This window comes from Agrobacterium sp. LR_9, assembly GCF_041954855.1.
GTDB classification, from domain to species: Bacteria; Pseudomonadota; Alphaproteobacteria; order Rhizobiales; family Rhizobiaceae; genus Agrobacterium; species Agrobacterium leguminum.
Window position 1 is genome coordinate 146,423 of the sequence record NZ_JAVAYA010000013.1, and the last position, 13,727, is coordinate 160,149.

The following is a 13,727-nucleotide window of genomic DNA, read 5'->3' on the forward strand; positions in this document are numbered from 1 at the left end:
ACCATGATTACGAAGTCACTCATCCGGCACGAAACATTTCTGGCCGCGCTGCTGGTCATCATTCTGGCGGTATTGTCCTTCCAGTCGGACAAGTTCCTCACTGTCTCCAACCTGCTCAATCAGGGCCGCCTGATGACGGAAATCGGCCTCGTCGCTTTGGCGATGACCTTTGTCATCGCCACCGGCGGGATCGACCTTTCCGTCGGCTCGATCCTCGGCCTCACAGCCATTCTGCTCGGCGTGTTCTGGCAAAAGCTCGGCATGCCGCTGCCACTGGCAATGGCGGCGGCTGTGGCCGCAGGCACCTTCGCGGGCTTCGTCAACGGGCTTATCATCACCCGTTTCAACGTTCCGCCGCTGATTGCGACCCTTGGGACACTCGCTCTTTATCGCGGCCTCGCCGAAGGCATCAGCCAGGCACGATCCGTGCGCGGCTATCCGGAATGGTTCTTCATCTTCGGTCAGGGTGCGGTTCTCGGCATACCAACCCAGCTCTGGATTTTCCTTGTCAGCGCCGTCATCGCCGCCGTCATTCTGGCCTATACGACCTGGGGTCGCAGCACCTATGCAATCGGCGCCAACGAGACCGGGGCGCGGTTCTCCGGCCTTGCCGTCGAGAAGACCAAGCTTGCCGTCTACACGGCCTCGGGTCTTGCCGCAGCCCTCGCCGCCGTGATCTTCGTCTCCCGTGTTTCAACGACGCGCTCGGACATGGGGACGGGCATCGAACTCGACGCCATTACGGCAGTCGTTCTCGGGGGCACATCCATTTTCGGCGGTCGCGGCACGATCGTCGGCACCATTCTCGGTCTTTGCGTCATTCAGGCGCTGAAAAACGGACTTTCGCTCGCTGGCGTCACCGGTGACGGCACGATCATGCTGATCGGCATCGTGCTTATCCTCGCCATCCTTGCGAGCAATCTCTTCGAGAAGAGCGGCTCTCGATAGTTCGATGTCTCGTCCCGCACCGCCGCTTAAAGGTTTCTGGACGATTTGGAGGAGAAAGACATGCGCAAATATCTACTGCCCGCCCTGCTGACGCTCTCGTTTTCGACCAGCCTCAGCCACGCGGCATCACCCTGGACCGGCGGCGACGACCTGCCGACCAATCCGCTCGCCTGCGACGCCACGCCCGCCAAAATCGAGGCCAAGGCCTATGACGGCGGTTCGCCAACCAATGCCCCGGATCGCAAGGGCAAACCCATAACGGTCGTTGACGTGCCCAAACTGGTCGGCATCGGCTACTTCGCGGCGACCGCCAAAGGCATTGCAGACGCGGCGACCGAACTGGGCAATGTCAAGGCAAAGACCGACGGCCCGAGCAAGGCCAATATCGATGATCAGATCACATTGATCGATAATTACATCACATCCGGTGTGGACGGCATTCTCTATGCCGCCAACGATCCGGTTGCGATTGCCCCGGTGCTGAAGAAGGCTCTCGCAGCCGGCATCAATGTTGTCGGCTATGATGCGAATTCCACGCCGGATTCCCGCCAATGGTTCGTCAACCAGGCGGAGTTTAACGGCATCGCCAAAGCGACAATTGACGCGCTTGCCGCCGAAGCGGGCGCAGAGGGCAAATTCGCAATCGTAACCTCCACATTCACCACGCCAAACCAGGCGCGCTGGATCGCCGAGATGGCAGCCTATCAGGCAAAATGCCACCCGAAGATGGAATGGCTGGAAACCGTCGAGGCGCAGGAAGACAACATTCTCTCATTCAACCAGGCCAACACGCTGATCAACAAATATGGCGACGACCTGAAGGGGATCGTCGGCATGACATCGGTCGCTACTCCTGCCGCGGCCGACGCCGTTACACAGGCCGGCAAATGCGGCCAAGTCGCGGTCGTGGGCCTTGCGACGCCGAATGCCATGAAGCCTTATGTCGGGGCCGGCTGCGTCAAGTCGGTGGTTCTGTGGAACCCGGTTGATCTCGGCTATGCAGCAATGCATGTTCTGCGTTCGGTGGCCGATGGCACGCTTCAGCCTGGCGCCGCCTCCGTCAGGGCTGGCAAACTTGGCGACCTTAAGGTGATCAACGGTTCGGAAATCCTGCTTGGCGCCCCGACGGTCTTCACCAAGGACACCATCAACAACTTCGATTTCTGATCGGAAACGAATACGAGGGAAGGTCGTTGCCATCTTCCCTCATATTGCGAGCATCGGCGATGTTGCCGTTGCGCGTTGATGGGCCAACGCAGGATGCGCGAACTGGCGAGCGTTCGATACGCTGCTCGTCGTAGAGAATTTCGCGACGCAGATAAAGCAGCCAGACGCAGGCGCGACATTGAGGACGGAGGGCATCGACTTCGATGAGCGAACGCATTTCCCCCTCACGCTGTGGGCGACACCGCACTCGGCTGGCCTGACGCTGATGGCGGGCTTCAGCCGCGATGTCCTCTCACCAGAAACCGCCATGGCCCTGCTTGAACGCTTGGGTAACATTGTCTCCATCGTGATCCGTTCGTCCTCTTCCGATATGTGCGCACTTCTCGAGGAACTTCCTTCGCCCGTGATAAGTGACGGATTGCTCGGGCACGGTTCCAATGAAACGCCGCATTCGGAAGCGCCGGAAAAGGCGCCCTTGAACACGCCGCGATCCGGGACGCACCCCGAGACGGAAGCAACGCTTACGCGCATCTGGGCAGAGGTGCTCAAACGCACGCCCCTTGACGGCCGCGCCAATTTCTTCGAACTTGGCGGCCATTCGCTGCTTGCCGCGCGTGTCGTCAGCCGGCTTCGCGCAGAGCTTGGCGTGCCGCTGCCGGTGCGCGCCCTTTTCGAACGCCCCGTCCTTGCAGAGCTTGCCGCCCATATTGATGGGATGCGCGTGCGGGAAACCCCAGCCCCTGGCCATGTAGAGATCGAAATATGAATGCAACGCCATCCCGACCCGTTCTTCTCTGCCTGCCGCCGGCCGGCACCGGAGCAGGTCTTTTCCGCAACTGGGCGCGGATTGTGCCCAACACGATGACGGTGCATCCGGTCGCGCTGCCGGGCCGCGAAAAGCGTTACAACGAACCGCCGCCGCGATCGATCGACGCGCTTGCCGACCAGCTTGCAATAGAACTGGAACCCTATGTCGGCAGTCGGTACGCGATCTTCGGTTACTCGATGGGCGCCCTCCTCGGCTATGAAATCGCCCGTCGCTTTTCGGGCGCTGGTCTGCGACAACCGGACGCGTTTTTCGTGCTCGGCTGCAATGCGCCGGATCGCATGGTCTATGAGCGCGAGCCCTTTCACACGATGGAGCCCGCCGCCTTTCACCAGGCGCTTGTCGATCTCGGTGGAACAGATGCCGAAATCCTCAACAATCCCGAGGCGATGGAGCTTTTCGAGCCGGTGCTGCGCAATGATTTCCGCATCTGTGAGACCCATGTGCACGACGCCGCACGCGGCACACTGGATTGTCCCGCGCACGTCTTTCTCTCCGATGCGGACGCTTTCGTGAACGAATACGCAGCCGCCGCCTGGTCCGATTTCGTGACGGGTGGCACGAGCCTGCATCGGGTCTCGGGACCGCATATGCTTGAACGCCCCGTTCTGGACACTCTGCCGGCAAGACTTGAGGCGCTCTGGTTTGGAGCGGCCGAAAGCCGCCCGCGTCGTCAGGCTTGAAGCGATGACCGCTAGGACAGAAATGCCAAGGGCGGAAGAAGAAGCGATCCAGCGCGCGCTCGAAGGGCAGGCGGCCTACATGCCGGATGTGCGCGCGGACGTCGGCCCAGCCGAGGAGGATTGGACGACAGTTCAGGATTTCTTTTCCAGCGAGGCGGCCACTGGCGAATTTCTTGCATTTGAGCAATCACTGAACAAAGGCACTGATCTCAAGACCGCCGGGGCCCTGATGATGACCGACTATGGCTACATCCTGGCTGCAGCGGCCGTTCCGTTGTTTGCCGGTTTTGGCATCATTCCGGAACTATCGCCAGCCTCCCTCGCGCTTTCCTTCTATGTGACCGAGGAGCTGCATGACGGGAAGATGCACCGAGTGAGGCGCGCCCATGTCCGTTTTCTGGAACCGGTATTCTGGCAAGGCCAACTGGACGATGCCGCCGCCGGAGAACGGTTTCGAACCGAAATCGAGCAGCATTTCCACCCCGTCATCGATACGATCCACGCACAAACACGTCTCTCCCGCGCAGCGCTCTGGAGACTGGCGGCCGATGCGATCGCCAGCCGCTTTCTGGATTCCGGCCGCCGGTTCGGCACGGTCGAGGCGGCAAAGGCGGCGGCGATGCGGATTCTCAAAGTTGCCGGCTCGCCGCTTGCCAATCGCGAACTTCACTATTTCGACCTGATGGTTCTCGACAAACATCGGAAGGAGTTTTCCTACACCTTCCGCCAGCGCGGCGGCTGCTGCCGGTTTTATCTGGTCGAAGGCGGCGAATACTGTCCCACCTGTGTGCTGGAGGCGCCCGCAGACAGGGATGAAAAACTCCGTCTCGCCATGCGCAAACACCTCGGCGTTGCCTGAGCGATCTTTTCATTAAATTTTTCTGAAGACCGGAGTCCCAAATCCGAACAATCAATCGTCTAGATCAGGAGTTGAATGTGTTGCCATTCCTCATGGTGAACTTGCGGCTCCTTGAACGCCGTACGATTGGGGGTTTTTATGACTAAGACTAAATCCGTCTCGCGCGGGGCTGGGGCGAGCCTCAAGGCGGCATTTCTGGCGGGGACAGCGCTCATAATGCTGAGCCCCATGTTGCCGGTGATGGTGCGGCAGGCTGCAGCACAGACGTCCGAGCGGGCGATCTCGGTGCGACCGGGCCCGCTAGCGACGGCGCTGAACAACCTTGCAGCCCAGACCGGCCTGCAAATCCTGTTCGATGCATCGGTCGCCGAGGGGAAGACGACCCGGGGGGTGAACGGGACGCTGACGCCAGAACAGGCGCTGAGGACCGTGCTTGCCGGCACCGGTGTTGACGCCCGCTTCGCAGGAAGTAACCAGGTGACGCTTCAGAACGGCCCTGCCGCTTCCGGCGCGACAGCTGACGGCACCACGCAACTTGAGGCTATAACGATTTACGGCGCCCGCAACGCGTCGACGTTGGGCGCCACGACCAGCAGTGTTGCCATCGTGAACGCCGAAACCCTCGCAGAAAGCCAGATCCGCACGACGCAGGACACCTACCGCCGCATGGCAAACGTGCTGGATAGCGCCACAGTCAATGCCGGTTTCGTCATCCGCGGCATGAGTTCCGAGGGCCTTGTCCCGTCCGGCGGGCCCGCCGGCTCGGTCTATGTCGACGGCATCGTCCAGACACGTTACAATGCCCGCTTCGGCGCACGCAATCTCTGGGACGTAGAACAGGTCGAGGTATATCGCGGCCCCCAATCGACGCTTTCCGGCCGTGCGGCCATGACGGGCGCCATCTATATCAAGTCGAAAGATCCGACCTTCGACAAGGAAGTCGAAGTTTCCGGCACCGTCGGCAGCGACGATCTCGCCGGCACGGCCTTCATGGTGAATACGCCTGTCGTTGAGGATCAGATTGCATTGCGCCTCTCAGGCGCTTTCGAGCGCTCGCATGCCCAGCCCAATTATTCAAATTTCAGTATTTTTGACAATTTTGATGACCTGACAACTGACATTAGCGGCGTGCTTCGCGCCAAGGTGCTGATCACGCCTTCGGAAATGCCGGACACCCGCGCACTGCTCACCTACTCCTACTCGAAGGACCGGCCCAACGACGCGCTTGTCGGCCTCGACACACTCCGCGGTGACTTCAACGATTCCCCGGTTACCTATACGGAATATCGCTGGACGGAAGCTCACAATGTAGGCCTGGAGATCACACATGATTTCTCCAATGCGTTGCGCTTCACGTCGCAGACCGGTTATCAATATGGCATCAATAACCGGCGCTCTATCGACTACGGCACGCCCGGCACCATCTATGGAAGCGCTGGCGAAGACGACAATTCTATCTTCACGCAGGAGTTCCGACTCAATTACGAGGAGGACCGCTGGAAATGGGTTGCCGGCCTTTATGGCAGCCGTGAGGTCTGGGACGGCGCGACAACCTTTATCGTGGACTATCCTGGCTACGGACCGGTGCAACTTAGCGACACCCAGAATCGCAAAACCTCAAACTTTGCCATCTTCGGTGAGGCGACCTATGAATTTGCACCTACGTGGTTCGCAACGGCCGGTGGTCGTCTCGACTACCTTAAAGACAGAGACGACCAGCGAAACTATTTTGGCCTGATCGATCCGTCTGCCGTCCTGACGGGCGACCCGACATCTTTGAGCGAATTGAACTTCGTACCCAAGCTTGCTCTTTCCAAGGAGCTCAGCGATACCCAGACGGTCGCCCTGACCTATACGCAGGGATTCCGCTCAGGAGGTTCTTATATAGACCGTCTGGACCCCAAGAATTACAAGGTGGCCACATACGACCCGGAGTTTTCACAGAACGTAGAATTATCCTACAAGGGTACGCTGCTCGACGACCGGCTGACGCTCAATGCAAATGTGTTTTATACAAAATATGACGATCAACAGATAGAAATTCGGCCGATCGCGACCATTCCAGGCTATCGCATCACCTCTAATGCTGCAACGTCGAGAGCCTGGGGTTTCGAGATCGAACCTACCTTCCAGGTTACGGATCAATTCACCGCGTTCACGTCTATCGGGTACCTCAATACGCGGTTCTTGGAATTCAACCACGCCGCTATCGGCGATCAGTCAGGCAAAGCCTTCCCTGAAGCACCGGAATTGAGCTGGGCCTTTGGTGGACGCTACGAGTTTGACAACGGCGTCTTCGTCGGCGCCGACGCAAAATATACGACAAGCTACAATTCGCGCTTCGGTACGAAGGGTATGTACAATATCGACCCACGCTTCATCGTGAATGCGCAGACGGGCTTCAAAAAGGACAACTGGGAAGTGACCGCTTTCGTGGAAAATCTGACGGACGAGCAGTATTTCACGATCGTGGATCGCGACGCGGCAAAGCCGTTTGGCCAGCTGGGCAAAGGTCGGTCCTACGGCCTGAACGTCCGTGTGAAGTTCTGACAAACTCGGCTGTGCGGTGTCCTTCCGCACAGCTTTTTCCACCTCAACGACGAAATGATATCTCTCTTGCGCTTCTGTCTCGCTCTTCTCGCTTTCCTTCTTCCAGCATCTTTTTCGCAGGCCGCCTGCGAAGGAAAGGCTATAACCGAGGGGGTCTACAATCCGCCCTTCTGTATTCCGGCAAAAGCAAAACGGATCGTGACCCTCGATCCGCTGATCACGCTTGGACTGCTGATCGAACTCAAGGCGCCCGTCGTTGCGACGCCCTATATGGCGATTACGGAGGACGAGGTACTCAGCGTGGTGAAGGCCCAGAAGATGGTCGATCTCGGCAATCCCAAGGAACCAAGCCTCGAGCGCGTGGCGGCACTGAAGCCGGATCTCATCATCGGATCGGCGGAAGTTCATTCGGCGATTTACGAGCAAGCTGCACAGATCGCGCCGACTGTGCTCTTCAAGCATATGGACTGGAAGGCATATCTTCAGCGCCTTTCAGAAGTGACCGGCAAGGAAGGCGTGGCAAACGATGCACTCAAGGCTTACGACAGCCGCGTCGCCGGGATCCGCGCGCGGATGAAGGACCAGAACCTGACGGTCTCGACCGTCCGTTTCGCCCCAGATCGTTTTGTCGTCTTTGTGGATGGCCCCAACGCCTATGCCCCCTTTTCCGTGCTGCGCGAGGCAGGTGTGAAGCGCTCCGCTTACGAGACTGTCACCGACGGAACGATCGTCAAACGGCCGGACTGGGAGGAACTCGCCAATCTCGATGGTAACGTGCTGCTCTACGTTTCCGCCAGCGGTTTTGAAAGCGGCCCGGACGATGCGCTCGAAAAGCAGGTGACCGAGAACCCGCTATGGCAATTGCTGCCAGCCGTTCAGGCCGGACGCGCCCATCGGGTCGATCGCGGTCACTGGCAGAGCTTCCACGGTATCGGTTCGGCAAATCGCATACTCGACGACGTCGAACGTTACGTGCTGGCAGGGCAATGATCGACCGAAACGCCGCCCGGCCATCCACGGCCTATAGCCTGCGGCCGCTCGCGCTCGCTGTACTCCTCTGTCTGCTCGTTCTTGCCGCCATGAACGCGGTTGCACTCGGCACATCTGCCATATCGTTTTCCACGATAACGGCCGCGATCTTCCAGTTCGATGGCTCTCGCGACCATCTTCTCGTCACCACCCTCCGTCTGCCCCGCGTCATTGCCGCACTGCTTTCCGGTGGTTCACTCGCTGTTTCCGGCGCCATCATGCAGGCGGTCACCAACAACCCGCTCGCCTCTCCCGGCCTGCTCGGCATCAACGCCGGCGCGTCATTTGCCGTCGTTTTGGTGATGACACTCTTCGGCACGGGCGTCGGCGATCTCTATATCTGGTTCGCCTTCATCGGCGCAGGTATCGCCGCGATCGTGGTCTATGGGCTGGGTTCAATTGGCGCTGTCAGACACTCCCCGCTCGGGCTCGTGCTGGCGGGGGCGATCGTTGCAACCTTCCTGACCTCGCTCACCACCGCGATCCTGATCTTCGACCAGAGCACACTCGATGCAGTTCGCCTGTGGACCGCAGGCTCGGTGACGGGGAGAACCATGGCGCAGGCCAAAACCGTTGCGCCCTATATCCTCACCGGCCTCGTCGCCGCTCTCTTTCTTGGCCGTCATCTCACGACGCTCAGCCTCGGCGCGGATGCCTCGCGTGCACTCGGGCAGAACCCGGTGATTTGGCGCGGCGCATCTGTGGTCACTGTCATCTTGCTTGCGGGCGGTGCCGTGGCACTTGCCGGACCGATTGGGTTCGTCGGCCTCGTCGTTCCGCATATGGTGCGAATGATTGCCGGTGTTGACTATCGCTGGGTTATCCCTTTTTCGGCACTCGGCGGCGCGCTATTGGTTGTCGTCTCCGATACGGCCGGACGGCTTGTGTTCGGAAGCCAAAGTTTTCCCGTCGGCGTGACGATCGCGCTCATCGGTGCGCCGTTCTTCCTGTATCTCGCCCGAACGCGGCTGAGAGGCGCGGCATGATCCGGCTTCTCATCATCCTCACCCTTCTGCTCGCCATCCTTGTCGCAGCAAGTCTCGCTTTTGGCGATGTTCCTTTGACCTGGCAGGAACTCTACAATGTCATCGCCGGAATGGGCGAGCCTGCTCCACAGAGCACGATGATCGTCTTCGATCTGCGTTTGCCGCGCGCACTTCTCGCGCTTCTCGTCGGCGTGGCGCTTGCGACCGCAGGCACGATCACGCTCGCAATAATGCGCAATCCTTTGGCCGAGCCCGGCGTTCTCGGCATAAACAGTGGCGCTGCAGCGGCGGCCATGGCCATCATCGTTCTGGTGCAGGACCCGTCTATCGCGCTTATACAGACAGCCAGTTTCCTGGGCGCCGCGGTGATGGCGCTGGCGGTCTATGCTCTTTCATGGCGCGGCGGAACCTCCTCTCTCCGCATCATCCTCATCGGCATCGGCCTCTCCTCGCTCGCAACGGCGGGAACGACCTTTCTATCCGCATTCGGCGACATCGGCGATGTACAACGCGCCATGATCTGGCTTGCCGGAAGCGTCTACGATGCCAACATGATGAAGGTACAATTTCTGGGCTTCTCACTCGTCGTTCCCATTGCACTTGCCTTTCTCGCCGCGCGCGAACTCGATCTGATCCGCTTCGGCGATCACTCGGCTAAGAGCCTTGGCCAGCCGGTCGATCGCATCCGAGGCCTGATGATCGTGCTCGTTACCGTGCTTTCGGGTGCAGCCGTGGCCGCCTCCGGCCTCATCGGCTTCGTCGGCCTCGTCGCGCCGCACATCGCCCGGCGGCTGACCGGGGCGTCGTCGCATGCCCGGATATTACCTGTCGCTGTACTGGTCGGCGCATGCCTGGTCGTTGCCGCCGATCTCATTGGTCGCATCATCCTGCCGCCGGTGCAACTTCCGGCCGGCATTGTGACCAGTCTCATTGGTGCACCTTTCTTTGCCTATCTTCTCTGGGGACGCCGCCGTGACCGAGGATAATCAACGGCCTGCCAAGATCGCAGGCAAGGGCATAGACATCGCCTACGGCCAGCGCCGCATCATAGAGCGGCTCGACCTCGCCATCCCCAAACGATGCTTCACGGCCCTGATCGGCCCGAACGGCAGCGGCAAATCCACGCTCCTGCGCACTTTCGCCGGACTTATGAAGCCCTCCGGCGGCAGCATTCTTCTCGACGGCAAGGATCTGAACGGCCTCTCGCCCCGTGATGTCGCCCGCAAGGTAGGCGTTCTGCTCCAGGGTCCCGTTGCGCCAGAGGGTCTCACGGTCGGCGATCTCGTGCGGCAGGGCCGCTATCCGCATCGCTCGCTTTTCAGCCGCTGGTCGGCGCAGGATCAGGAGGCATGCGACGAGGCGCTCATGCTGACAGGCACGACGGATCTTTCCGACCGGGCGCTGGACAGCCTTTCCGGCGGTCAGCGCCAGCGCGCGTGGATCGCAATGACGCTGGCGCAGCAAGGCGAAGCGATCCTTCTTGATGAGCCCACGACATATCTCGATCTGGAACACCAGGTCGAACTGATGAACCTTATCACCACGTTGGTCTCCAGGCACGGAAAGACGGTCGTCGCCGTCCTGCACGATATCAACCAGGCGGCGCGCTACGCCCAGCATATCGTTATACTCCATGACGGCAGGGTGACGGCGGCCGGGACGCCCGATATGGTGATCTCCTCGCAGACGATCGCTGATGTCTTCAAGGTGAAGACGGTCGTGATCCGCGATCCCGTAGCCGGAACGCCGCTCTGCATTCCGCTTTAAGGCGCCCGCAGCCGTTACTGAAATATCACACGTCGGCTCCATCTGAACATGCGGCCTGCCTAATGCGCACTCCCTAGCCGAAACAGGGAAAACGGAATCGGGCAACGAAATCAGACATAAAGATGAGTTTTTAACTCTTGATTTATCAAGGAGCTGTGCATCAGTTTTGAATCTTTCTAACCTATTGCACTTGCATGGGTTTTATAGATTCGCTAGCCATCGGTCATCGCGGTTCCGCCGTCCTGGTGCTGAACCTGACTGTTGGTTTGGAAACTGTTTGCCAATGTCGAGCTCTTCGCCCTCACCCCTTGTATGGGACAGTCTTGACAGCAACGAATTGCTGAACCGGGCTATGGAAGCGCACTACGCCGACATTACGAGCGCGGTGCGCAGGCGCGGCCATCCATCCTCCACCGCCCGGGATGTGGTGCACGATCTCTATCTGAAACTTGCTTCCAAGCCTGAGGTACTGCAGAAAAAGCGTTCGATAAAATCGTTTCTCTGCCGGGCCGCCATCAATCTAGGCATTGACCGGCAGCGCCGGGAGACGAAAGAAGCTCGGCTCTTCTCCGGCTCGGAGCGTGAAGCCCTCTGCGTGGCAAGCAGCGGGCCCGCGCCGGATCAGGCGTTGGAAATCGAGGCGCGGCTTGCGGCCCTGCGCGAGGCGATCGCCGAACTACCGGAACGGCGTCGTCTCGTTTTCATCCTGCACCGTCTGCACGGTCTGACACCGGACCAGATCTGCGTCAGGCTCAACATCTCCAGGAACATGGTGGACCGGCACCTGCGTCGCGCCTTCGCCCACTGCCTTGATCGTATTCTCTAGAACGACAAGAGATTCTCGCGTTCCATCCGGAAAAGCGCTACCGACTTTTGCTTGAATTAGTCTAAAAGGTCCTAAATTAGCGGCGTCGAACGTCTAAGGGTCAAGGGACAAATCTGGAGATGCCTATGTCGGCCCAAGGAGCGGGGAACGCTCAGAAAAAACGCAACCGCGAAGCGGCCAACTGGATTCTGCGCAATAGGGACCCAAACCAATCACCGAGCGACAAGGCACGCTTTCAGGAGTGGCTTGACCGCGACCCGGAAAACCGTCGGACCTACACGGCCGCAGAACGCCTGTTGGATGATGCCAGCCGCGCTATACAATCCGATTCCGTGCTCTCCGACATCAAGGTCAGGCCCAGGAGCCTAGTCAAACCAGTCATCGCAACTTTAATGGTCTTAGCGCTCGCAACGGGCAGCTTCTTTGCGCTAGACGGCCCAATGCGCCTGCAGGCTGATGTCATAGCCGGAACTGGCGAGATGCGAACGATTTCGCTTGAGGACGGATCCGAGGTGCAACTGAATTCGTCTTCAGCAATCGCTGTGGACTTTACCGACAGCCACCGCACTATCCGCCTTCTTCAAGGCCAAGCTTTTTTTCAGGTCGCTCACGACGCCGAACGACACTTCACGGTTGTTGCGGGGGCGGCCAAGGTTACCGCACTCGGCACGGCATTCGCTATTCGCTACGGCAATGACAACACTGAAGTGGCCGTCAACGAAAATGCGGTCCAGATCGACATCGACGGAAGCCGCACAGGCCCTGTCCGCGTCAGTGAAGGAGAGCAAGCAATCTATGACTACGCGAAAGGGCAAATGGCCATCGCGCCGGTCGATAGTCTCGTCGCATTTGCTTGGAGGCGCGGCCAGATCGTCCTCGACAATACACCGCTTTCCTACGTTATCGAGGAGATGAACAGGCATTTTTACGGCCGCATCATGGTTGCGGATTCTCGTATCGCCAATCGACGGGTCAGCGGCACGATGAAGATCACCGATACCGATGTTGCGCTTGCTTTCGTAACGCAGGCCCTACATGTGAAAGCAATGCACTTCGGCCCACTGATCGTCATTCGCGAGTGACGATACCAGCCTCTCGCTTGCTTGCTTTCGAAGAAACCTCTCGCTCTGACCTCAAAAGTGCAGAGCGCCAAGGTCTTAAGCTCTGCGTTTTGTTTGTTCTGCTCTGGTTGCTCTGAGCCCCAAAATGGAGGGAAATTGGGTCTCGGGCCATCATGTTGGCATTCATCGACTACCCGACGACACGGCGTGTGAACAGGTCAATGACGACTACGACATACAGCCAGCCTTCTGCGGTCCAGATGTAAGTGAAGTCGGCCACCCATTTCTGGTTCGGACGGTCTGCCATGAACTGGCGGTCGAGGACGTTCGGCATGATGACTGCACGGTCACCGGCATCCTTTGGCAAACCACGCCGTCTTGGCCTGGCCCTGAGCGCATTCAGGCGCATCAGTCGCTCGATACGATGGAGACCACACGCTTCGCAGAGCCATGCCACCCTCTGCCCGGCAGTCGTTGCAAAGCAACGACGATAGGGGCCAGATCGAACGGTGCTTTGCAATGAATGCGAACTTCATATCGCGTCCCTGGCAAAGTAGGCTGTGGCCTTTTTTAGGATATCGCGCTCCGCTTTCAGCTTGGCGACTTCACGGCGTAACCGCTAAATCTCAAGCTGCTCCGGCTTCATCTGGCCTTTTCCAGGAAACGACTGGCTGGGATCGTCGCCGTATTACCGAACCCATTTGCGCAGGACATTCTCGGGAACATCAAGATCACGAGCAGCCTGCGCAACAATGACCCCACGTTCCCTGACCAACTTCACTGCTTCAAGCTTATACTCGCGGCTGAATATTCGTCTTTGCATTCATGCTCTCCGGTTTCAGGAGGAACACCTTAACTCGATGTCCATGAAACCGGCAGCTGGCCACTTCGATATGGGAACAGGGAATCACGCCGACAAGGACGCGTCAAATCAGGGACCTGATTTGTACTTGCGTTGTGCTAGGGGTAAAAACGACTTCGGCCTCCAGAAGGAGGCCGATAAAGTCTTGATAGTCTTGAAGATA

12 protein-coding genes and 1 pseudogene are annotated in these 13,727 nt (G+C 59.0%); 12 read left to right on the plus strand and 1 reads right to left on the minus strand.

Annotated elements, in window-relative coordinates; all coding sequences use genetic code 11:
- The first annotated feature begins 3 nt into the window (after positions 1-3).
- The 12 genes from RAC79_RS16375 to RAC79_RS16430 all read left to right on the plus strand — a co-directional run bounded on the left by RAC79_RS16375 (position 4) and on the right by RAC79_RS16430 (position 12,723).
- Entirely contained in the window at positions 4-948 is a 945-nt protein-coding gene (locus tag RAC79_RS16375) for an ABC transporter permease (protein ID WP_125146100.1), read from the plus strand.
- A gap of 60 nt (positions 949-1,008) precedes the next feature.
- Positions 1,009-2,115 carry a substrate-binding domain-containing protein gene (locus RAC79_RS16380; protein ID WP_125146099.1) on the plus strand — a complete coding sequence of 369 codons (1,107 nt, stop codon included), beginning with the start codon at positions 1,009-1,011 and terminating at the stop codon, positions 2,113-2,115.
- Positions 2,116-2,293: 178 nt separating this feature from the next.
- A complete protein-coding gene (locus tag RAC79_RS16385) occupies positions 2,294-2,881 on the plus strand; it encodes a phosphopantetheine-binding protein (protein ID WP_236781201.1) in 588 nt (195 codons plus the stop codon).
- Positions 2,878-3,624: a thioesterase II family protein gene (locus RAC79_RS16390; RefSeq protein ID WP_065657498.1), complete on the plus strand. Its 747-nt coding sequence runs from the start codon at positions 2,878-2,880 to the stop codon at positions 3,622-3,624. The genes RAC79_RS16385 and RAC79_RS16390 overlap by 4 nt, the downstream gene beginning before the upstream one ends.
- Positions 3,625-3,628: 4 nt before the next feature.
- Positions 3,629-4,483: a (2Fe-2S)-binding protein gene (locus RAC79_RS16395; protein WP_125146179.1), complete on the plus strand. Its 855-nt coding sequence runs from the start codon at positions 3,629-3,631 to the stop codon at positions 4,481-4,483.
- A 138-nt stretch (positions 4,484-4,621) separates the two neighbouring features.
- Complete coding sequence (locus RAC79_RS16400; RefSeq protein ID WP_236781200.1) at positions 4,622-7,033, plus strand: TonB-dependent receptor; 2,412 nt, start codon at positions 4,622-4,624, stop codon at positions 7,031-7,033.
- Between the two features lie 198 nt (positions 7,034-7,231).
- Complete coding sequence (locus RAC79_RS16405) at positions 7,232-8,023, plus strand: iron-siderophore ABC transporter substrate-binding protein (RefSeq protein WP_237680949.1); 792 nt, start codon at positions 7,232-7,234, stop codon at positions 8,021-8,023.
- The gene (locus tag RAC79_RS16410; RefSeq protein ID WP_174040142.1) at positions 8,020-9,048 is read left to right on the plus strand and encodes an iron ABC transporter permease; all 1,029 of its coding nucleotides are present in this window, start codon (positions 8,020-8,022) and stop codon (positions 9,046-9,048) included. The genes RAC79_RS16405 and RAC79_RS16410 overlap by 4 nt, the downstream gene beginning before the upstream one ends.
- Positions 9,045-10,034 (plus strand): iron ABC transporter permease, encoded by a 990-nt coding sequence (locus RAC79_RS16415; RefSeq protein ID WP_174040141.1) that lies wholly within the window; start codon positions 9,045-9,047, stop codon positions 10,032-10,034. Before RAC79_RS16410 ends, RAC79_RS16415 begins: the two co-directional genes overlap by 4 nt.
- Positions 10,021-10,815 (plus strand): ABC transporter ATP-binding protein, encoded by a 795-nt coding sequence (locus RAC79_RS16420; RefSeq protein ID WP_174040140.1) that lies wholly within the window; start codon positions 10,021-10,023, stop codon positions 10,813-10,815. The genes RAC79_RS16415 and RAC79_RS16420 overlap by 14 nt, the downstream gene beginning before the upstream one ends.
- Positions 10,816-11,098: 283 nt before the next feature.
- Positions 11,099-11,641, plus strand: coding sequence for an RNA polymerase sigma factor (locus RAC79_RS16425; protein WP_065657505.1), 543 nt, complete (start codon positions 11,099-11,101; stop codon positions 11,639-11,641).
- A gap of 125 nt (positions 11,642-11,766) precedes the next feature.
- Positions 11,767-12,723: a FecR family protein gene (locus RAC79_RS16430; RefSeq protein ID WP_142845924.1), complete on the plus strand. Its 957-nt coding sequence runs from the start codon at positions 11,767-11,769 to the stop codon at positions 12,721-12,723.
- Positions 12,724-12,895: 172 nt separating this feature from the next.
- Here the strand turns inward: RAC79_RS16430 and RAC79_RS16435 are convergent.
- Positions 12,896-13,525, minus strand: a pseudogene (locus tag RAC79_RS16435) (transposase); the annotation flags it as partial.
- Between the last annotated feature and the right edge of the window lie 202 nt (positions 13,526-13,727).

What these genes read in the sequence shown, in the direction of transcription:
- RAC79_RS16375 (WP_125146100.1), top strand. Translation starts at nt 4, where the DNA reads ATGATTACGAAGTCACTCATCCGGCACGAAACATTTCTGGCCGCGCTG.
- RAC79_RS16380 (WP_125146099.1), top strand. Translation starts at nt 1,009, where the DNA reads ATGCGCAAATATCTACTGCCCGCCCTGCTGACGCTCTCGTTTTCGACC.
- RAC79_RS16390 (WP_065657498.1), top strand. Translation starts at nt 2,878, where the DNA reads ATGAATGCAACGCCATCCCGACCCGTTCTTCTCTGCCTGCCGCCGGCC.
- RAC79_RS16395 (WP_125146179.1), top strand. Translation starts at nt 3,629, where the DNA reads ATGACCGCTAGGACAGAAATGCCAAGGGCGGAAGAAGAAGCGATCCAG.
- RAC79_RS16400 (WP_236781200.1), top strand. Translation starts at nt 4,622, where the DNA reads ATGACTAAGACTAAATCCGTCTCGCGCGGGGCTGGGGCGAGCCTCAAG.
- RAC79_RS16410 (WP_174040142.1), top strand. Translation starts at nt 8,020, where the DNA reads ATGATCGACCGAAACGCCGCCCGGCCATCCACGGCCTATAGCCTGCGG.
- RAC79_RS16415 (WP_174040141.1), top strand. Translation starts at nt 9,045, where the DNA reads ATGATCCGGCTTCTCATCATCCTCACCCTTCTGCTCGCCATCCTTGTC.
- RAC79_RS16425 (WP_065657505.1), top strand. Translation starts at nt 11,099, where the DNA reads ATGTCGAGCTCTTCGCCCTCACCCCTTGTATGGGACAGTCTTGACAGC.
- RAC79_RS16430 (WP_142845924.1), top strand. Translation starts at nt 11,767, where the DNA reads ATGTCGGCCCAAGGAGCGGGGAACGCTCAGAAAAAACGCAACCGCGAA.